Raw genomic sequence first — 17,498 nt, 5'->3', positions numbered from 1 at the left:
CCAGAGCGGCCGCAGCCTCGGGCGTCCGCTCGGCGGCGGGCAGGTCGAACAACGACTCCAGCACGGCGTGCACCAGAGTCCCCCGCACCTGGTCGGCCGTCGGCTGCTCGGGAAGACGGTCGATGGTGCGGAAGCGGAACAGCAACGGGCACGTTTTGAAGTCGGCCGCCCGCGACGGTGACAGGGAGGGCCCGGAGTGGGGCGCCTGGACTTCAGCGGGGGAGGCCGTCATGGGAAGAAGGCTAGGGCAGAGGTATGACAAAACCGCTCTCAGGTCGCTTCCGTAGCATCGACGCCGTGGATGACGGCACGACGAGCAGCAACGGGGCACGGCAGCGGCCGCGGACGAGGCGTGCCGCGCGGCCGGTCGGGCGTGTGCTGGGCATTCCGATCTTCGTCAACGGGTCCATGGTGGTGCTGGCCGCGCTGGTCACGGTCGTCTACGGCAACTACGTGCGTGGTCAGCTCGACCTGCCGGGCCTCCTCGCGTACGTCGTGGGCTTCGGTTTTGTGGTCTGCCTGCTCGGCTCGGTGCTGCTGCACGAGCTGGGCCACGCCCTGACCGCGCGCCGTTTCAAGATCGGTGTACACGGCATCACCCTGGAACTGCTCGGCGGCTGGACCGAGATGGACCGTGACGCGCCCACCCCACGGGTCGACGCGCTCGTCAGCCTGGCCGGTCCGCTGGTCAGCCTGGTGCTGGGCGGTCTGGCCACGGCCGCCTTCATCGCGCTCCCCGACCGCACGATGGCCGGTCAGATCGCGTTCCAGCTGGCCGCCAGCAACATCCTCGTGGCGATCTTCAACGTGTTGCCGGGGCTGCCGCTCGACGGCGGCCGGGCCCTGCGCGCGGGGCTGTGGGCGATCTTCAAGGACCGCAACCGCGCCACCGAACTGGCCGGCTGGGCGGGCCGGCTGATCGCGTTCGGCACCGGCATGACCGCGTTCTGGTTCTACCGCCTGGGCACCCTCACCCTGCTCGGCCTGCTGTTCATCCTGCTCGTCGTGTTCACGCTGTGGCAGGGCGCGGGACAGTCGATCCGGCTGGCCCGGATGACCCGCCGCTTCCCGCTGGTCGACCTCAACCAGCTGGCCCGCCCGCTGCTCACCGTGCCGGCCGGCACCCCGCTGGGGGAGGCCCAGCGCCGCCGCTCGGAAGACCCGCGCCCGGGCGTGGTGCTCGCCGTGTCGGACTCGGCCGGTAATCTCACCGCACTGGTCGACCCGGTCGCCGCCGAGCGCGTTCCGGTCGACCGGCGTCCGTGGGTGGCCGTCGACAGCGTGTCGCGCTCGCGTGACGCGGTGCCCGCCCTGCCCCTCGGGCTCAGCGGCGAGCAGGTGGTGCGCGCGCTGCAGGCCCACCCGGCCGCACAGTACGTGGTCACCTCGGGCGAGGATGTGGTGGGAGTGCTGCGCGTCGGTGACGTCGCGCGGGTGCTCGAACCGCGCCGGCCCGGCGCCCGACCAGAAGCGAAGCAGAAAGAGAAGTAGTGACCATTTCGCCTGCCCCCGTCGTCGACGAATCGCAGCCCGCGCACCGCGGGCCGTTCCGGGCGGGTGATCGCGTCCAGCTCACCGACCCCAAGGGGCGGATGCACACGATCGTGCTCGAACCGGGCAAGTCGTTCCACACCCACCGCGGCGCGATCGAGCACGACGCCCTGATCGGCCTGCCCGACGGCAGCGTCGTCACCTCCACCGGCAGCACCGCCTATCTGGCGCTGCGGCCGCTGCTCAGCGACTTCGTGCTTTCGATGCCGCGCGGCGCCCAGGTGATCTATCCGAAGGACGCCGCGCAGATCGTCGCCATGGGTGACATCTTCCCGGGCGCCAAGGTCCTCGAAGCCGGGGTCGGCTCGGGCGCGCTCACCTGCTCGCTGCTGCGGGCGGTGGGCACGAGCGGAGAGCTTCACTCGTACGAGTTGCGGGACGACTTCGCCGCGATCGCGCGCAAAAATGTCGAGTCGTTCTTCGGCGGCCCGCACCCGGCCTGGCACCTGCACCCGGGTGACGTGGCGAGCAACCCCGAGACCGGTTTCGACCGGATCGTCCTCGACATGCTGACCCCGTGGGAGGCCCTCGACATGGTCGAGAAGGCGCTCGTGCCGGGCGGGGTGTTCATCGGCTACGTGGCGACCACCCCGCAGCTCTCCGAGCTCGTCGAGGCCCTGCGGGAGCGCGGTGGCTGGACCGAGCCCCGGGCCTGGGAGTCGCTGGTGCGCGACTGGCACGCCGAGGGCCTGGCCGTACGCCCCGACCACCGCATGATCGCGCATACGGCGTTCCTGGTGTCGGCCCGCAAGCTCGCGCCCGGCGTCACCGCGCCGCCGCGCCGGCGCAAGCCCAGCAAGGGCGCCGAGGCGTACGCGCTCAAACGGGCCGCACAGGCCGCCTTGGCCGCCGAGGAGACCCCGGAAGAGGACACCGGCGACCGCTCACCGATCGAATGATGCCTCCTGGCGAGGGGATGTGACGCGGCGCGCGGCGGTCGGGTAGCTTCCATTTCGGCAGTGGCACGGCTCGGGGAGGGATCGGGTGGGCGCGATGAGTTCTCCGCCGTTCGGCGGCAGCAGCGAGATGCCGGCGGTGTTCCCGGACTGGTCGCCCTATCAGGATCTCGACTCGGCCGCCCGCGCCTACCTGCGCGACCCCGAGGTGGCGCTCGACGCGCTGTTCGGCGTGCTGCGCGGCGCCTCGGTGCTCAGCTTCACCCTGGAGCGCTTCGTCAACGAGGTCAACGGCGTCTGGCAGGAGGTCGTCATCTGTGACGGCAGCCGCCTGGTGCTGTGGCACGGTGAGGATGTGGCGCCCGGCGACGGCCCGGTCGGTTCGATGACCTCGTCGCTGCGGGTGGTGCCGCTCTCCACGGTCACCGAGGTGGGGTGCCGGCGCCGGCTGACCCGCACGTCCAACGGTCAGGCCCGGGTCGACAGCATCGACGTCTACCTGCTTCTGAGCTCGGTCGACGACGCCGTGCCGCCGCCCGGCATGGATGAAGGTGAATCACGCGCCACCATCCGGCACGACGCGCTGCGCTTCGGCAAGACCCTCGACGACGGCGGACCCGGACAAATCGCCCGCCTGGAGGAGTTCTCGCGTGTCGTGGCCTCCCTCGTGGGCCGTCCGACACTCTAGAGGTCGTCACGCGTTGTAAACATTGGTTACGTGCTTGTGACTTTTTCCGGGGTTTTTGGACGCGCGTCAGACGTTTTTCCGGGGCGCGTCCGGGGCCGCGGAGAGGCGATTTCCCGTACGGCGCAAGGGTTGTCAGGCCGCCTCGGGCCCGGCCACCTCGACGCCGTCGGAGCCGCGCACGACGTGGATGCAGTCGCCCGGGCACTCCTTGGCCGAGTCGATCACCTCGAGGACCAACCGGCCCGGCACCGCCGTGCGCGCTCCGGGGGATTGCAGCAGCTCACCGCCCGGATCCTTGACGTAGGCGAGCCCGTCGATGTCGAACTCGAACACCTCGGGCGCGTATTGCACACAGAGGCCGTCGCCGGTGCAAAGGTCTTGATCGACCCAGACCTGCAGATCGTCTTCGGGGGCCTGCGCGGACAACTCGAACCTCCTGCGGAAAGAACCCGGCCGACGGTACCGGACGCGGCCGACAAAGACCTTGCGGGCACCGGCCGAATGGATCAAGACTCGGTGACGAGGGTGTTGCATGGGTCGAAATCCGGCCCGCAGCGGCTAGTGTTATCCCAAGACGTTCGAGCCCCCGGGGAGGTGGGACGTGGCACGTAGCGACGAGGCGGATTCACGCGCCGCACGTTGGGAGAAAGAGGCCAACGATCTCTCCAGCCAGGTTGCGTTCCTGCAAGAGGAACTCGCCCTTGTTCGGCGGAAGTTGACCGAAAGCCCACGACACGTCCGGCAGCTCGAGGAACGGCTCGCGGCAACGCAGGCGCAGCTGGCCCGACTGACCGAGAACAACGACCGGCTCGTGGCGACCCTGAAGGAAGCCCGGGCCCAGATCGTCACTCTCAAGGAAGAGATTGACCGGCTCGCCCAGCCGCCCAGCGGCTACGGCGTTTTCCTGCAGGCCCACGAGGACGGCACGGTGGATGTGTTCACCGGCGGCCGCAAGCTCCGCGTGGCGGTCTCTCCGTCCCTCGAGGTGGAGGAGCTGCAACGCGGGCAGGAGGTGCTGCTCAACGACGCCCTGAACGTGGTCGACGCGTTCGGGTTCGAGCGCACCGGTGAGGTGGTCACGCTCAAGGAGGTCCTCGCGGGCCCCGACGGCAAGCGTGGCGACCGCGCCCTGGTGGTGTCGCACGCCGACGAGGAGCGCATCGTCTCCCTCGCGGACTCGCTCGACATCGAGAAGCTGCGTGCCGGCGACTCGCTGATGATCGAGCCCCGATCGGCGTACGCCTACGAGCGGATCCCCAAGAGCGAGGTCGAAGAGCTCGTCCTCGAGGAGGTCCCCGACGTCGACTACACCGACATCGGCGGTCTGCACTCGCAGATCGAGCAGATCCGCGACGCCGTGGAGCTGCCGTTCCTGCACGCCGACCTGTTCCGGGAGCACCAGCTGCGCCCGCCGAAGGGCATCCTGCTCTACGGCCCGCCCGGCTGTGGCAAGACCCTGATCGCCAAGGCGGTCGCCAACTCGCTGGCGAAGAAGATCGCCGAGCGCCGTGGCGAGGAGAAGCACACCAGCTACTTCCTCAACATCAAGGGCCCGGAGCTGCTCAACAAGTACGTGGGTGAGACCGAGCGGCACATCCGCCTGGTCTTCCAGCGGGCTCGCGAGAAGGCCGGCGAGGGCACCCCGGTGATCGTGTTCTTCGACGAGATGGACTCGATCTTCCGGACCCGTGGCTCGGGTGTCTCCAGCGACGTCGAGAACACGATCGTTCCCCAGCTCCTCAGCGAGATCGACGGCGTCGAGGGCCTGGAAAACGTGATCGTGATCGGCGCCTCGAACCGTGAGGACATGATCGACCCGGCCATCCTGCGCCCCGGCCGGCTCGACGTGAAGATCAAGATCGAGCGTCCCGACGCCGAGGCCGCCAAGGACATCTTCGGCAAATACATCCTCCAGGGCCTGCCGCTCAGCGCGGACGACCTGGCCGAGCACGGCAACGACGCCGCCGTCACGGTGGCCGCCATGATCGACGCCGTGGTCATGCGGATGTACACGGAGAGCGAGGAGAACCGCTTCCTCGAGGTCACCTACGCCAACGGTGACAAGGAAGTCCTCTACTTCAAGGACTTCAACTCCGGCGCCATGATCCAGAACATCGTGGACCGCGGCAAGAAGATGGCCATCAAGGAGTTCCTCACCTCCGGCAAGAAGGGGCTGCGCCTGCAGCACCTGCTCGACAGCTGCGTCGACGAGTTCCGCGAGAACGAAGACCTGCCCAACACGACCAACCCCGACGACTGGGCCCGCATCTCCGGCAAGAAGGGCGAGCGGATCGTCTACATCCGCACGCTCGTCTCCGGCGGCAAGGGCGCCGAGGCTGGCCGCTCGATCGAGACGGCCAGCAACACCGGTCAGTACCTGTAAGTTCTGCGAAAGCGCGGGCCGGGTTTCCCCGGCCCGCGCTTTTCGTTGCACCACTCATGAAGCGCCTCGATTGGCTGGACGCCCTGCGCGGGCTGGCCGCGCTGACGGTCGTGCTCTTTCACCTCAGCCCGCAGGTCATCGGTAACGAAGCGCACCTCGCGGTCATGCGCCACATCGACCTGGGCAAGACCGCCGTGCTGCTGTTCTTCCTGGTCAGCGGGTACGTCATCCCGATGTCGCTGGAACGCCACGGCGACCTGCGCCGGTTCTGGGTGGGAAGGCTGTTCCGCGTCTACCCGGCCTACCTGGTGACGATCGCGCTGTTCGCGCTGCTCGCGGCGGCCGGCCTGCTGCACTGGCCGGCCTCGCTGCGCGCCGAGACCGGGGCCGGGCTGCTCGCCCACGTCACGATGATGCCCGACCTGGTCGGCGTCCGCGGTGTGGTGCGGGTCTTCTGGACGCTCACCTACGAGATGGTGTTCTACCTGGTCGCGGCGGGACTGTTCGCGTGGCGGTGGCACCGGCACAGCGCCTGGTTCGCGGTCGCGCTCGCCCTGACGGCGTGGCTGTCGCTGCCCGACGCGCTGCTCGGGAACACCCCGGGCGGCCGTCGCGTCCTGGCCGCCGTACTGGCGCTGGGAATGCTCTTGATCTTGACCCTGGTCCTCCTGGGCCGGGACAAGCCCGCCGGCGCCCTCGGCATCGGCTTCGTGCTCGTGCCCGCCCTCAACGGCCACCCGACCGCCGCCGGCACCGTCAAATCATCCTCCCAGGCCCTGCTGCTGCTCGCCGTCATGTTCGCCGGCACCGTCATCTACCGGTGGCAACACGGGCAGAGCGGCCGCGTGGCGAGCCTGACCGCCCTCACCGTGGTCGCGGTGAGCCTCGTCGGTGCGCAGTGGACACAGCGCAACTGGCTCGCCAACACGTGCGCGGTTGCGACGATTTTCCTTATCGCGTACGTATTGAGGCATCGGCCGATGCCGCGCGCCCTCACCGGGCTCGGCCGAATCAGCTACTCGCTGTATCTTCTGCACGTCGTCGTGCTGTTCCTTCTGCCGCGAATCATCCCGGATGGCGGGACGCGACCCGCGCCGATCGCCCTGCTTACCGGGCTGGCGTACCTCATCGCGGTCCTCGGACTGGCCGCCCTGACATACCGCATTGTGGAACAGCCCGGGCAGGAGTTGGGCCGGCGGCTGATGCACAAGATCGATACTTATCGCGCACCCCGGCCGAATCCGGCAACCCAGCGTGCCGCGACGCGCACCCGGCGGGACGAGAACACCCGCGAGAGCGTCTAGGCTCAATACATGAGCAGCAGGGGCAACGTGGCGGGCGGGGTGGTCGCATGAGCGTTCGACGGATTATGGGCACCGAGGTCGAGTACGGCATCAGCGTCCCCGGGCAGCCCGGCGCCAACCCCATGGTCACCTCATCGCAGGTGGTCAACGCGTACGGCGCCCGGCCCGAGCTCAACCGCGGCGGCCGTGCCCGATGGGACTACGAAGAGGAATCACCGCTGCGCGACGCGCGTGGCTTCACCTACTCCGGGGCCGCCTACGACCCCGCCGACGCCCTCGCCGACGAAGACCTCGGCCTGGCCAACGTGATACTGACCAACGGCGCCCGTCTCTACGTCGACCACGCCCACCCCGAATACAGCACCCCCGAGGTCACCAACCCGCTCGCCGTCGTCAAGTGGGACAAGGCCGGCGAACGGGTGATGGCGGAGGCGTCCCGGCGCGCGGCGACCATCCCCGGCACCCACCGCATCCAGCTCTACAAAAACAACACCGACAACAAGGGTGCCTCGTACGGGTCCCACGAGAACTACCTGATGCGCCGGCAGACGCCGTTCGCCGACATCGTCGCCCACCTCACGCCGTTCTTCGTCACCCGGCAGATCTTCTGCGGCGTCGGACGCGTCGGGCTCGGGCAGGACGGCTCCGGCGCCGGCTTCCAGATCTCCTCGCGCGCCGACTTCTTCGAGGTCGAGGTCGGCCTCGAGACCACGCTCAAGCGGCCCATCATCAACACCCGCGACGAGCCCCACGCCGACGCCGACAAATACCGCCGCCTGCACGTCATCATCGGCGACGCCAACCTGTCCGAGATCGCCACCTACCTCAAGATGGGCACCACCGCGCTGGTGCTCAACATGATCGAAGAAAAGGTGTTCAGCGGCGACCTCGGCATCGCCGACCCGGTCAGCGAACTCAAGTCGGTCAGCCACGACCCCTCGCTGCAACACCTCATCCGGCTGCGCGACGGCCGCAAACTCACCGCGCTCGACCTGCAGTGGGCCTACTACGAGCGGGCCCGCGCCTTCGTCGACGAACGCTCCGGCGACGACGCCGACGAGCAGACCCGCGACGTGCTCGACCGCTGGGAAGACACCCTCGACAAACTCGGCCGCGACCCCATGGAATGCGCCGACACGCTCGACTGGGTCGCCAAGCTGCGGCTGCTCGAGGGCTACCGCGAACGGGAAAACCTCGCCTGGTCGTCGCCGAAGCTCCAGCTGGTCGACCTGCAGTACGCCGACGTGCGCCCCGAGAAGGGCCTCTACCACCGCCTGGTCGCCCGGGGCTCGATGAAGACGCTGCTCGATCCGGCTGACACCCAGCTCGCCATGTCCGAGCCGCCGGAAGACACCCGGGCCTATTTCCGGGGCCGCTGCCTCGCGCAGTACGCGTCCGAAGTGGTCGCCGCCAGCTGGGACTCGGTGATCTTCGACGTGGGCCGCGAGTCCCTGGTCCGGGTTCCGATGATGGAACCCGAGCGCGGGACGAAGAAGCACGTGGGCGCGCTGTTCGACAAGTGCGAGAGCGCCAAGGACCTACTCGAAGTGATCACCAGCCGCTGAGAAAACACCCGGACCGGCGGGGCGTTTTGTCACAGGCGCGAGGTAGATTTTTCTCAACCCGTTGCCGCAGGCTCCGGGTGGCGCAGAAGGGGGAAACCGATGGCAACTCGGGACACCGGCGGGCAGTCGCAGTCGGGCAAGGGCCGGCAGGACGAGCAGATCGATGAGACCACTACTGAAGCCAACCCTGAGGTAGCCGAGCGGCACGCCGAGATCACTGAGGACGTCGACGACCTGCTGGACGAAATCGACTCCGTTCTCGAGGAGAACGCAGAGGAATTTGTGCGCGGATACGTACAAAAAGGGGGTCAGTAGGGCATAGCTGGCAAAACGGACATGCCCCGGCTGAATGACGATGAGAACGGGCGGCGCCGCTGTCGCGATTGCGGCGAGTGGAAGCCGCTCGATCTCTTCTGTGCCAACAGCAAGCGGCCCGATGGTCGCCGCAGCTATTGCAAAGAGTGTTTTAACGTCAGGTCGAAAGCCAGCTACGCGAAGCGTTTGCAAGAGAAGTACGGCCGAGAGGTCCAGACCCGGCGAGAGGTGCCCGAGGGGCAGCGATATTGCCCCGACTGCGGGGAGACGAAGCTGCTGACCGACTTTCCCCGCAGCCAGAACGACACCGGCGGGCGCGGGCGATACTGCAAGCCGTGCCACAACGCTCGCGGCCGCGAGACGAAGCAGCGGCTCTATGGCGGCACCCGCGAGTATCACCTGCGGCATCGCTACGGCATCGGGCAGGCTGACTTCGACGAGTTGTTGTGGCGGCAGTTCGGGGTGTGCGCGATCTGCCGCGCGCCCGACCCCCAACACGTCGATCACGATCATCGCACCGGTGAGGTGCGCGGGATATTGTGCTTCAACTGCAACGGCGGTCTGGGCCAGTTCAGGGACAACCTTGACTACCTGACCGGCGCGATCGAATACCTGAAGGGGACCACGTGCCAAAGGACTTTGATCCATCCGGGCGTCTACCGGATTTCTTCGTCAACGCGGGAACGTCGTCCTTCACGCAGTTCCTGACCCACGTGTCTCCTGAGCTGCTTCCGGGCCGCCGGCCGTTGCCGCCGGGGCTGTCGGCCGACATCGCTCCGCATGGCACCACGATCGTGGCCATCGCGACCGCGGACGGTGTGGTGATGGGGGGTGACCGGCGGGCGACGATGGGGAACCTGATCGCCAGCCGGGACATCGAGAAGGTCCACCCGGCCGACTCGTACTCGCTGATCGGCATCGCCGGCACGGCCGGTATCGGCATCGAGCTGATGCGGCTGTTCCAGGTCGAGCTGGAGCACTACGAGAAGATCGAGGGCACGATGCTCTCGCTCGACGGCAAGGCGAACCGTCTGGCCGGCATGGTGCGCGGCAATCTGGGCGCGGCGATGCAGGGCCTGGCCGTGGTGCCGTTGTTCGCGGGCTTCGACCTGTCGCCGGCCGACCCGGCCAAGGTGGGGCGCATCTTCAGCTTCGACGTGGCGGGCGGGCTCTACGAGGAGACCGGCTACGACGCGATCGGCTCGGGTTCGCTGTTCGCCAAGTCGGCGTTGAAGAAGAAGTACCGGGCGGGTCTGAGTACCGACGACGCGGTCCGGCTGGCGGTCGAGGCCCTGTACGACGCGGCCGACGACGACACCGCCACCGGTGGTCCCGACCTCACCCGCAAGATCTTCCCGGTGGTGATGTCGGCGACCGCGAACGGCACGCACCGTCTGTCCGAGGCCGAGATCACCGCGGTGGCCGAGCAGGTGGTCGCCGGGCGCATGGAAAATCCGGGCGGCTGAGTCCGGTTGTCATCCGCAGCCGAATTCACCAGGGACGAGAGGGAGTAGCCACCCGTGGCCATGCAGTTCTACGCATCACCCGAGCAGGTTCAGCGTGACCGCTCGGAGTACGCCCGTAAGGGCATTGCCCGCGGCCGCTCCGCCGTGGTGCTCACGTACGAGGGTGGCATTCTCCTGGTCGCGGAGAACATCACCACCCTCCGGAAGATCAGCGAGATCTACGACAAGATCGGCTTCGCGGCCGTGGGGCGTTACAACGAGTTCGAGTCGCTGCGCCGCGCCGGCATCCGGATGGCCGATGTCAACGGTTACAGCTACGACCGTCGTGATGTGACCGGGCGGTTCCTGGCCAACGCGTTCACGCAGACGTTGGGCGCGATCTTCACCGAGGTGCAGAAGCCGTACGAGGTGGAGATCTGCATCGCCCAGGTCGGCTCGTCGCCCGAGACCGATGAGCTCTACCGCATCACGTACGACGGTTCGGTCATGGACGAGCCTGGTTTCATGGCGATGGGCGGGCAGTCCGAGGCGATCGCCAACGTGTTGCGCGAGCGGCACGACACGGCGGCTGACCTCAAGTCGGCGTTGCACCTGGCGGCCGAGGCGCTGGGCAGTGTGGGCGGCGAGAACGGCCAGACCCGCAGCCTGGACGCCAAGCAGCTCGAGGTGGCGGTGCTCGACCGGCGCCGTAAGGGCCGCGCGTTCCGGCGGATCCAGGGGGCGGCGCTGACCACGCTGCTCGAGGGCGAGAAGGACGTGCCCGAGAAGGACCTGGGTGACGTCGATGCCGCTCCGCCGCCGCCGGCTACTGACAAGCCCACGGTGTCGGCCGCGGCCGAGGAAGACGCAGCCGACAAGCCTGAGGCGACCGACGCGGCCGAGCCGTCCGACGGCGTCAACGGCGACGGCTCCTGACCGTCCGTGACCGGAACCCCGGGCTTCGCGTTCCGAGGGTTCCGGTCACGGGGGTCGCTGGGTATACCGCCGGCATGGATGCTCGCCGGAAAGACCGTGCCCGTTCGCTCGCTCTCGCCTCGTCGTGTGCCGCCTTCGTGGCCGTGCCCTGTCTGGGTGCGCTGCTGGGGCGCGGGGAGCAGACGGACCGCTACGACACTGTGATCACGCCGCCTGACTACGCGTTCGCCGTGTGGGGCCCGATTTTCGCGAGTTGTGCCACCTCGACCGTCGGGCAGTGCCTTCCCGGTGGCCGGGGAGACCCGGTGAGCCGCCGGACCGGGTGGCCGCTGGCCGGCGCTTACGCCGTCAACGCGGCCTGGTCGGTGGCCGCGCAGACGGACCGGTTCTCGCTGACCCCATATCTTCTGCCGGTGGCGACCGCTTTCGCCGCGGCCGCGCACGGCCGGGTCCAGCGGGTTTCCGGAGCTTCGGGCTGGGCCGCGGCCACCCCGGTCAGCACCGGGCTGCTGCTGGGCTGGACGGCTCTCGCCAGTGTCGTCAATGTGGCGGCCGGCGCGGTGGCGTCCGGCGCGCCGAAGTCGTCGCCCCGAAACGTGGCGGCGTCGACAGCGGCCCTGATTGCCGCCTCCACGGCTGTTTCGGCGTCGGTGGTCCGGAGCCGCCGGGGCGGGGTTCCGTTCGCTCTGACGGCCGCGTGGGGCCTCGCTACGACGGCGCTGAGTCGTGGGCGCCCGCGGGCCGTGCGGCTGGCCGCCGCGGCGGGTGCGATTGCTGTCTCCGCTTGCGGGGGCGCGGCCTGTCGTCAGGGGAATGTCACTTGACGAGGCCGGGGCGCGTGGCTGGTTCCCACTGCGCTGACGGCTGGGTGACCACCGGGAACGTCCCGGCGGCCGCGCTACGGCCGTTCGCCGCTACGGCGTCGCGAGGAACCCACGGTTCGGCCTGGGTGCGGCTGGGGGAGTTGACGTTGCGTACGTCTGCCGTGTGGGTCTTGGTCTTTTAATCGGCCGGCAGGGGCTGCCACCAGGCGTGGTTGTCGCGGTACCAGCGGACCGTCGTGTTGAGGCCGGCGTCGAACTCGACGCGGGGACGCCAGCCCAGCTCCTGGCGGATCTTGTCGTCGTCGAGGGCGTGGCGGGCGTCGTGGCCGGCCGGGGCGGGCCGCTGCTCGACGCTGTCCCAGGTGGCGCCGCACTGTTCGAGCAGCAGGGCGGTCAGGTCGCGGTCGCTCAGCTCGACGCTGCCGCCGACGTTGTAGATCTCGCCGGGGCGGCCGTCGGTCAGGATCATGGCGATGGCCCGGGTCAGGTCGTAGACGTGCAGCCAGTCGCGGACCGCCGAACCGTCGCCGTGCAGCGGGACCGTGCGGCCCGACAGGAGACGGGCCAGCGATCTCGGGATGAGCTTGTCGGGATACTGGTGGCTGCCGTACGTGTTGCTCGGGCGCACGATCGTCGCCGGCAGGCCGTGGGTGCGGTGGTAGGCGAGGGCCAGCAGGTCGGCGCTCGCTTTGGTGGCCGCGTACGGGGTCGTGGGGTTGAGCGGTGAGCGCTCGGTGCTGGCGCCGGACGAGACATCCCCGTACACCGAACCGTCTGAAACCACAACAAATCGGACCACGTTGCGCGTCAGGGCGGCGTCGAGCAGAACCTCGGTGCCGAGCACATTGGTGGTCGCGTCGCGTTCGGCCGCGAAGTGGACCACGGCGTCGTGCTTGCGCATCAGGGCCGCCGTGAGGTCCGCGTCGGCCACGTCACCGGGCACAAAATCGAGCCGCTTGTCGTGCGCGACCTCGGCCAGGTTGTCGAAGTTTCCCGCGTACGTCAGCTTGTCGACCACGGTGACGCGGCCGCCCTCTAGGCCCGGCAGGGTGCCGGCCAGAGTGGCGCGCACGAAGTGTGAGCCGACGAAGCCGGCTCCGCCGGTGACAAGAACGTCCATCCGTAACGACTCTACCGGCGTCGGGTGACTGCCAATGGGTGGCTTATGCGGCTAGTGTTTCGTCATGGAACGGCGAATTTTCGGCCTCGAGACCGAGTACGGAGTCACGTGTACTTACCGGGGGCAGCGGCGGCTGTCACCGGACGAGGTGGCCCGCTACCTGTTCCGCCGAGTGGTGTCCTGGGGACGCAGCAGCAACGTCTTTCTCCGTAACGGCGCCCGCCTCTACCTCGATGTCGGTTCCCACCCCGAGTACGCGACCCCCGAGTGCGACTCCGTCACCGACCTGGTCGCCCACGACCGGGCCGGCGAGCGGATCCTGGAAGGCCTGCTCGTCGACGCCGAGAAACGGCTGCACGACGAGGGCATCGCGGGGGAGATCTACCTCTTCAAGAACAACACCGACTCGGCCGGCAACTCGTACGGCTGCCACGAGAACTACCTCGTGTCGCGGCACGGCGAGTTCGGCCGGCTCGCCGACGTACTCATCCCGTTCCTCGTCACCCGCCAGCTGATCTGCGGCGCCGGCAAGGTGCTGCAGACCCCGCGCGGGGCGGTGTTCTGCCTGTCGCAGCGCGCCGAGCACATCTGGGAGGGCGTCTCCAGCGCGACGACGCGGTCCCGCCCGATCATCAACACGCGCGACGAGCCGCACGCCGACGCCGAGCGCTACCGCCGCCTCCACGTGATCGTCGGCGACTCGAACATGAACGAGGTGACGACGCTGCTCAAGGTGGGCAGCGCCGACATCGTCCTGCGCATGATCGAGGCCGGCGTGGTGATGCGCGACCTGTCCCTGGAGAACCCGATCCGGGCCATCCGCGAGGTCAGCCACGACGTCACCGGCCGCCGCAAGATCCGGCTGGCCAACAACAAGGAGGTCAGCGCGCTCGAGATCCAGCAGGAATACCTGGCCAAGGCGACCGAGTTCGTCGAGCGGCGCGGCGGCGACCAGACCGCCAAGCGGGTCGTCGAACTGTGGGGCCGGGTCCTCAACGCGATCGAGAGCGGCGACCTCGACCCGGTGTCCCGCGAGATCGACTGGGTCTCGAAGTACAAGCTGATCGAGCGCTACCAGGCCAAACACGAGATCCCGATGTCGCACCCGCGCATCGCCCAGCTCGACCTGGCCTACCACGACGTGCGCCGGGGCCGCGGCCTCTACGCGCTGATGGAGAAGCGCAAGCAGGTCGACCGCATCTCCAACGACCTGGAGATCTTCGAGGCCAAGGAGACGCCGCCGCAGACCACGAGGGCCCGCCTGCGCGGCGAGTTCATCCGCCACGCCCAGGAGAAGCGGCGCGACTTCACCGTCGACTGGGTGCACCTGAAGCTCAACGACCAGGCTCAGCGGACAGTGCTCTGCAAGGATCCGTTCCGCGCTTACGACGAACGCGTGGAACGGTTGATCGCAAGTATGTGAGCGAGGCTAGGCTGGTCGGGTCATGAGGCCCGACCAGCAGCCCGAACGTTTGAGCCGTGCCGACCGGCGGCGTGACCGCATCCGGGCCGAGATCCAGCGCAACCGCGAGGGCGGCCACCGCGTGCCGACGTGGGTGCTGGCGGCGGTCCTGGGCGTGATCCTGATCGGTTGGCTGGTCCTGATCCTGACGTCGTGATCGGCCGGGCCGTGCGAAGAATCAAGAGCCGAAGTCAAAGGCGGATGTCGTAGCGGGGTGGTGGGTGCGGACCGCTGCTCACGCCGAGGGCCGCGGCGGCTTTCGCTGGCCGCTGGCGCGTCCAGAACGCGAAACCCACCACGGCGACGTGCGTGAGTGGTTGCGCCCAAAACCGACGATCGTGGCCGCGCTCAAATCAGGCGCCGCGTTGGAGTTGGCGTACGCACGACAGGGCTTCCGAGCTGGCGTGTGGTCCGGCCGGGTGGCCGGGGTCGGGGTCGCGCTCGGGTCAGGCGTCGCGTTAGGGCGGTGGCGTGCGGTCCGGGCCGGCGGCCGCGCCCGCGCTGACGACGGGGTCTTCCCGGTGGAGCGTTGGCCGTGTGGTTCGGGCCTACGATCATGATCGTGATCAAAACAGGGCCCGCCCGACCGGGGGACCCCCGCCCTGGCCCATTTTAGAGGGAATTGCTGATCTTTGAGGGGCTGGACGGGGATGCCTGTGGACAAGGGGTCGGCTGTGGATGACGCCTGGGTGGCGGTCGGGATGTGCTAAGCGCGGCGGGCCTGGTCGAACGGTAGGCGGTCGAACAGGAAGCGGCTGTGGGTTATGCGGCCGGCGGCCACCGTCAGCAGTTCGGCGCCGGGGGCCGAGGGGACCAGGGTTGTGCTGGTGTCGTACATGATCAGGGCCGTTGACTCGTCGCCGAAGGTGGCCAGCATGGTGGTGGACTTCAGCATCGCCACGAACGGGGTCATGAAAGCGCGGTAGGCGACCGCGCCCTCGATGCGGCCGGCGGGGGCCTCGCAGACGATGTCGTCGGCGATGTACGTCATGGCGCGGTCGAGGTCATGGTTCGCCCACGACGAGTGGTAGGCCAGGGCGGTCTCGAGGGCAACGCTCACGGTGTCTCCTAACCGAGGTTTTGCTGAGACAGACACCGGCGGGGGACGGATCGGAACGGTGCCGTGGCAAGATTTTTCCCATGGGTGTGACGGCGGTGCTCGACCGGGCCCGGCGGGGCGACTCCGAGGCGTTCCGGGAGCTGACGAGGCCGTACGAGCGGGAACTTCTTGTGCACTGCTATCGCATGCTGGGATCGCTGACCGACGCTGAAGACCTGCTTCAAGAGACGATGCTGGCTGCCTGGCGGGGGCTGCCGGGGTTCGAAGGGCGGGCCTCGCTGCGGACCTGGCTCTACCGGATCGCCACCAACCGCTGCCTGAACGCGCGGCGAGATACAGGAAAAAGCGGGCCTAAGGAACCGACGCCGCCGTTCACGCCGCCCACGCCGACGCGGCTAGGGGAGATCACCTGGCTGCAGCCGTACCCGGACGAGCTTCTGGACGGCCTTCCGGAGCGTGCGCCGGGGCCCGAGGCGCGCTACGAGATGCGGGAAGCCGTCGAGCTGGCTCTGGTGGCCGCGCTGCAGAAGATGCCGCCCCGGCAGGCCGCGACCCTGATCCTGCGGGACGTGCTCGGCTACACGCAGCGGGAGACGGCCGAGATGTTGGGCACGACCCAGACCGCGGTGAAAGGTGCCCTGCAACGGGCCCGGGCATCGGTGCCGTCCGGCCGGGCGGAGAAGCCTGACGAGGCAGTCGTGCGCCGGTTCGCCGATGCGTTCACCCGCGGGGACGTGGACGCGGTGGTCGCGCTGCTCACCGACGACGTCTGGCTGAGCATGCCGCCGGCGCCGCACGAATATCACGGCCGGGACGCCGTACGGGAATTCCTCGCTCTCAGCCTGGGATATGCGGCCGGGCGCGGGCTCACGCTCATCCGCGCCGGCGCCAACCGGCAGCCCGCGTTCGTGGCCGACATGGACGGTCCGGCCGGGATCATCGTCCTGACGCTGCGCGGGAACCGGATCGCCGCGATCGCCCGATTTCACGACGCCGCGCTGAACGGCCGATTCGAGCGACACGACGCCGCGCTGAACGGCCGCTTTCAAAGAGACGAGAAATACGAACGCAGCTTGTCCGCGTACGGCAGTCGTGCAGCAGCGGGCACAAAACCGGGCATCGACGGCAGCGCGTAGAGGTCGTCGCCGGGATAACGCGGGAACACGTGCACGTGGTAGTGCCACGCCGTCTGCCAACCGCTCGGCTCGTTGTGCTGGCGCACGGTGATGCCGTCACACCCGTACGTCCGCCGGATCGCCACCGCCACCTCCCGGACCAGGTCGTGGACCGCGTGCCCGTACGGAGACGGCAGGTCGTACAGGTTCTCGTGGTGCGCGTCGGCGACGACCAGCACGTGACCGTGGTTGTTGGGCCACCAGGTGGGTGCGACGAACGCCGTGGCGAGCTCGTTGCCCCGCACGATGTCGTCCTGCAGGTTGACGCCGGCCGGGTCGTCCTCGCCCGCGACCAAGCGGCAGAACGGGCAGACGTAACCGGGAGGCTCGTGATTGAACATGTCGATCATTCAACGTGCCGGACGCAAACCCGCCGGTGAGCCGTCGATGAAGAGCCGCGCGCCCGGTGTGGTGGCGGCGAGCAGACGGGCCATGACCCGTTCGCCGAGCGCGGGGTAACGGCCGTCCAGCGCTCCGACCCGCAGGGCGAAGACCAGGTCGAACGGTTCCTCGCCGGCGGCCAGTTCGAAGTCTTCGGCGGCGACCCGGCGCACGCTCATCCGGCCCGACGCGATCTCGGCGGCCGAACCGGCGGTGGCCTGGGCGATCGCCGCGGCCGAACGGTCGACGGCCAGGATGTGGCCGGTGCCGAGGCGGGCCGCGACCAGGCGGGCCGCCACGCCGGGACCGCAGCCGATCTCGAGCACGCGGTGGTGCGGTTCGAGGGGGAGAGCTTCGACGGCCGTGCGGATGCGGGAGGACGGCACGGGCCGA

At 68.8% G+C, this 17,498-nt stretch carries 19 protein-coding genes and 1 pseudogene; 14 read left to right on the top strand and 6 right to left on the bottom strand.

The annotated features are described in order from the left end of the window. Positions 1 to 19: 19 nt before the first annotated feature. Positions 20 to 232, bottom strand: a pseudogene (locus JIG36_RS52415) (PD-(D/E)XK nuclease family protein); the annotation flags it as partial. 143 nt (positions 233 to 375) lie between these two features. Here JIG36_RS52415 and JIG36_RS30780 point away from each other — a divergent pair. From JIG36_RS30780 to JIG36_RS30770, 3 genes are all read left to right on the top strand, one after another. Next, entirely contained in the window at positions 376 to 1,491 is a 1,116-nt protein-coding gene (locus JIG36_RS30780; protein WP_203379998.1) for a site-2 protease family protein, read from the top strand. Then, positions 1,491 to 2,450, top strand: coding sequence for a tRNA (adenine-N1)-methyltransferase (locus JIG36_RS30775; protein ID WP_438870772.1), 960 nt, complete (start codon positions 1,491 to 1,493; stop codon positions 2,448 to 2,450). Before JIG36_RS30780 ends, JIG36_RS30775 begins: the two co-directional genes overlap by 1 nt. A 94-nt stretch (positions 2,451 to 2,544) precedes the next feature. Further along, positions 2,545 to 3,135: a hypothetical protein gene (locus JIG36_RS30770; protein ID WP_203379879.1), complete on the top strand. Its 591-nt coding sequence runs from the start codon at positions 2,545 to 2,547 to the stop codon at positions 3,133 to 3,135. Between the two features lie 132 nt (positions 3,136 to 3,267). Here JIG36_RS30770 and JIG36_RS30765 read toward each other — a convergent pair whose 3' ends face one another. After that, positions 3,268 to 3,561, bottom strand: coding sequence for a ferredoxin (locus JIG36_RS30765; protein WP_236048492.1), 294 nt, complete (start codon positions 3,559 to 3,561; stop codon positions 3,268 to 3,270). Positions 3,562 to 3,736: 175 nt separating this feature from the next. Here JIG36_RS30765 and arc point away from each other — a divergent pair, with 175 nt between their 5' ends. From arc to JIG36_RS30725, 8 genes are all read left to right on the top strand, one after another. Continuing rightward, positions 3,737 to 5,518, top strand: coding sequence for a proteasome ATPase (gene arc / locus JIG36_RS30760; protein ID WP_203379877.1), 1,782 nt, complete (start codon positions 3,737 to 3,739; stop codon positions 5,516 to 5,518). A 56-nt stretch (positions 5,519 to 5,574) separates the two neighbouring features. Continuing rightward, entirely contained in the window at positions 5,575 to 6,822 is a 1,248-nt protein-coding gene (locus JIG36_RS30755) for an acyltransferase family protein (RefSeq protein WP_203379876.1), read from the top strand. 47 nt (positions 6,823 to 6,869) lie between these two features. Further along, positions 6,870 to 8,387, top strand: coding sequence for a depupylase/deamidase Dop (gene dop / locus JIG36_RS30750; RefSeq protein WP_369076886.1), 1,518 nt, complete (start codon positions 6,870 to 6,872; stop codon positions 8,385 to 8,387). A 99-nt stretch (positions 8,388 to 8,486) separates the two neighbouring features. Then, positions 8,487 to 8,702 (top strand): ubiquitin-like protein Pup, encoded by a 216-nt coding sequence (locus JIG36_RS30745; protein WP_203379875.1) that lies wholly within the window; start codon positions 8,487 to 8,489, stop codon positions 8,700 to 8,702. A 21-nt stretch (positions 8,703 to 8,723) separates the two neighbouring features. Next, positions 8,724 to 9,410, top strand: a complete 687-nt coding sequence (locus JIG36_RS30740; protein WP_203379874.1) for an endonuclease VII domain-containing protein — start codon at positions 8,724 to 8,726, stop codon at positions 9,408 to 9,410. Further along, on the top strand, positions 9,329 to 10,168 hold the full coding sequence (prcB, locus tag JIG36_RS30735) for a proteasome subunit beta (protein WP_203379873.1): 840 nt from the start codon (positions 9,329 to 9,331) through the stop codon (positions 10,166 to 10,168). The genes JIG36_RS30740 and prcB overlap by 82 nt, the downstream gene beginning before the upstream one ends. Before the next feature lie 54 nt (positions 10,169 to 10,222). Next, positions 10,223 to 11,083 carry a proteasome subunit alpha gene (prcA, locus tag JIG36_RS30730; RefSeq protein WP_203379872.1) on the top strand — a complete coding sequence of 287 codons (861 nt, stop codon included), beginning with the start codon at positions 10,223 to 10,225 and terminating at the stop codon, positions 11,081 to 11,083. Between the two features lie 74 nt (positions 11,084 to 11,157). Further along, positions 11,158 to 11,907, top strand: coding sequence for a TspO-related membrane protein (locus JIG36_RS30725; protein WP_203379871.1), 750 nt, complete (start codon positions 11,158 to 11,160; stop codon positions 11,905 to 11,907). 178 nt (positions 11,908 to 12,085) lie between these two features. Here JIG36_RS30725 and JIG36_RS30720 read toward each other — a convergent pair whose 3' ends face one another. Then, a complete protein-coding gene (locus tag JIG36_RS30720; RefSeq protein WP_203379870.1) occupies positions 12,086 to 13,027 on the bottom strand; it encodes a dTDP-glucose 4,6-dehydratase in 942 nt (313 codons plus the stop codon). Between the two features lie 64 nt (positions 13,028 to 13,091). Here JIG36_RS30720 and pafA point away from each other — a divergent pair, with 64 nt between their 5' ends. Next, positions 13,092 to 14,450, top strand: a complete 1,359-nt coding sequence (pafA, locus tag JIG36_RS30715; protein ID WP_203379869.1) for a Pup--protein ligase — start codon at positions 13,092 to 13,094, stop codon at positions 14,448 to 14,450. Between the two features lie 22 nt (positions 14,451 to 14,472). Beyond that, positions 14,473 to 14,646 (top strand): hypothetical protein, encoded by a 174-nt coding sequence (locus JIG36_RS30710; protein WP_203379868.1) that lies wholly within the window; start codon positions 14,473 to 14,475, stop codon positions 14,644 to 14,646. 549 nt (positions 14,647 to 15,195) lie between these two features. Here the strand turns inward: JIG36_RS30710 and JIG36_RS30705 are convergent. Further along, on the bottom strand, positions 15,196 to 15,549 hold the full coding sequence (locus JIG36_RS30705) for a nuclear transport factor 2 family protein (protein WP_307872973.1): 354 nt from the start codon (positions 15,547 to 15,549) through the stop codon (positions 15,196 to 15,198). A gap of 80 nt (positions 15,550 to 15,629) precedes the next feature. Here JIG36_RS30705 and JIG36_RS30700 point away from each other — a divergent pair, with 80 nt between their 5' ends. Next, positions 15,630 to 16,685, top strand: coding sequence for an RNA polymerase subunit sigma-70 (locus JIG36_RS30700; RefSeq protein WP_203379867.1), 1,056 nt, complete (start codon positions 15,630 to 15,632; stop codon positions 16,683 to 16,685). Here JIG36_RS30700 and JIG36_RS30695 read toward each other — a convergent pair. Further along, positions 16,595 to 17,065, bottom strand: a complete 471-nt coding sequence (locus JIG36_RS30695) for an HIT family protein (protein WP_236048491.1) — start codon at positions 17,063 to 17,065, stop codon at positions 16,595 to 16,597. The two genes, JIG36_RS30700 and JIG36_RS30695, sit on opposite strands and share 91 nt — an antisense overlap. A 9-nt stretch (positions 17,066 to 17,074) precedes the next feature. After that, complete coding sequence (locus JIG36_RS30690) at positions 17,075 to 17,491, bottom strand: class I SAM-dependent methyltransferase (RefSeq protein ID WP_203379866.1); 417 nt, start codon at positions 17,489 to 17,491, stop codon at positions 17,075 to 17,077. Between the last annotated feature and the right edge of the window lie 7 nt (positions 17,492 to 17,498).

It is taken from the genome of Paractinoplanes ovalisporus (assembly GCF_016834655.1).
Lineage (GTDB): Bacteria > Actinomycetota > Actinomycetes > Mycobacteriales > Micromonosporaceae > Actinoplanes > Actinoplanes ovalisporus.
Note: the sequence above shows the minus strand (reverse complement) of the source record. Positions and strands in the feature narration are given on the sequence as shown.

What these genes read in the sequence shown, in the direction of transcription:
- pafA (WP_203379869.1), top strand. Translation starts at nt 13,092, where the DNA reads ATGGAACGGCGAATTTTCGGCCTCGAGACCGAGTACGGAGTCACGTGT.
- JIG36_RS30740 (WP_203379874.1), top strand. Translation starts at nt 8,724, where the DNA reads ATGCCCCGGCTGAATGACGATGAGAACGGGCGGCGCCGCTGTCGCGAT.
- JIG36_RS30745 (WP_203379875.1), top strand. Translation starts at nt 8,487, where the DNA reads ATGGCAACTCGGGACACCGGCGGGCAGTCGCAGTCGGGCAAGGGCCGG.
- JIG36_RS30710 (WP_203379868.1), top strand. Translation starts at nt 14,473, where the DNA reads ATGAGGCCCGACCAGCAGCCCGAACGTTTGAGCCGTGCCGACCGGCGG.
- JIG36_RS30755 (WP_203379876.1), top strand. Translation starts at nt 5,575, where the DNA reads ATGAAGCGCCTCGATTGGCTGGACGCCCTGCGCGGGCTGGCCGCGCTG.
- JIG36_RS30695 (WP_236048491.1), bottom strand. Translation starts at nt 17,065, where the DNA reads ATGTTCAATCACGAGCCTCCCGGTTACGTCTGCCCGTTCTGCCGCTTG.
- JIG36_RS30720 (WP_203379870.1), bottom strand. Translation starts at nt 13,027, where the DNA reads ATGGACGTTCTTGTCACCGGCGGAGCCGGCTTCGTCGGCTCACACTTC.
- dop (WP_369076886.1), top strand. Translation starts at nt 6,870, where the DNA reads ATGAGCGTTCGACGGATTATGGGCACCGAGGTCGAGTACGGCATCAGC.
- JIG36_RS30700 (WP_203379867.1), top strand. Translation starts at nt 15,630, where the DNA reads ATGGGTGTGACGGCGGTGCTCGACCGGGCCCGGCGGGGCGACTCCGAG.
- JIG36_RS30725 (WP_203379871.1), top strand. Translation starts at nt 11,158, where the DNA reads ATGGATGCTCGCCGGAAAGACCGTGCCCGTTCGCTCGCTCTCGCCTCG.
- JIG36_RS30770 (WP_203379879.1), top strand. Translation starts at nt 2,545, where the DNA reads ATGAGTTCTCCGCCGTTCGGCGGCAGCAGCGAGATGCCGGCGGTGTTC.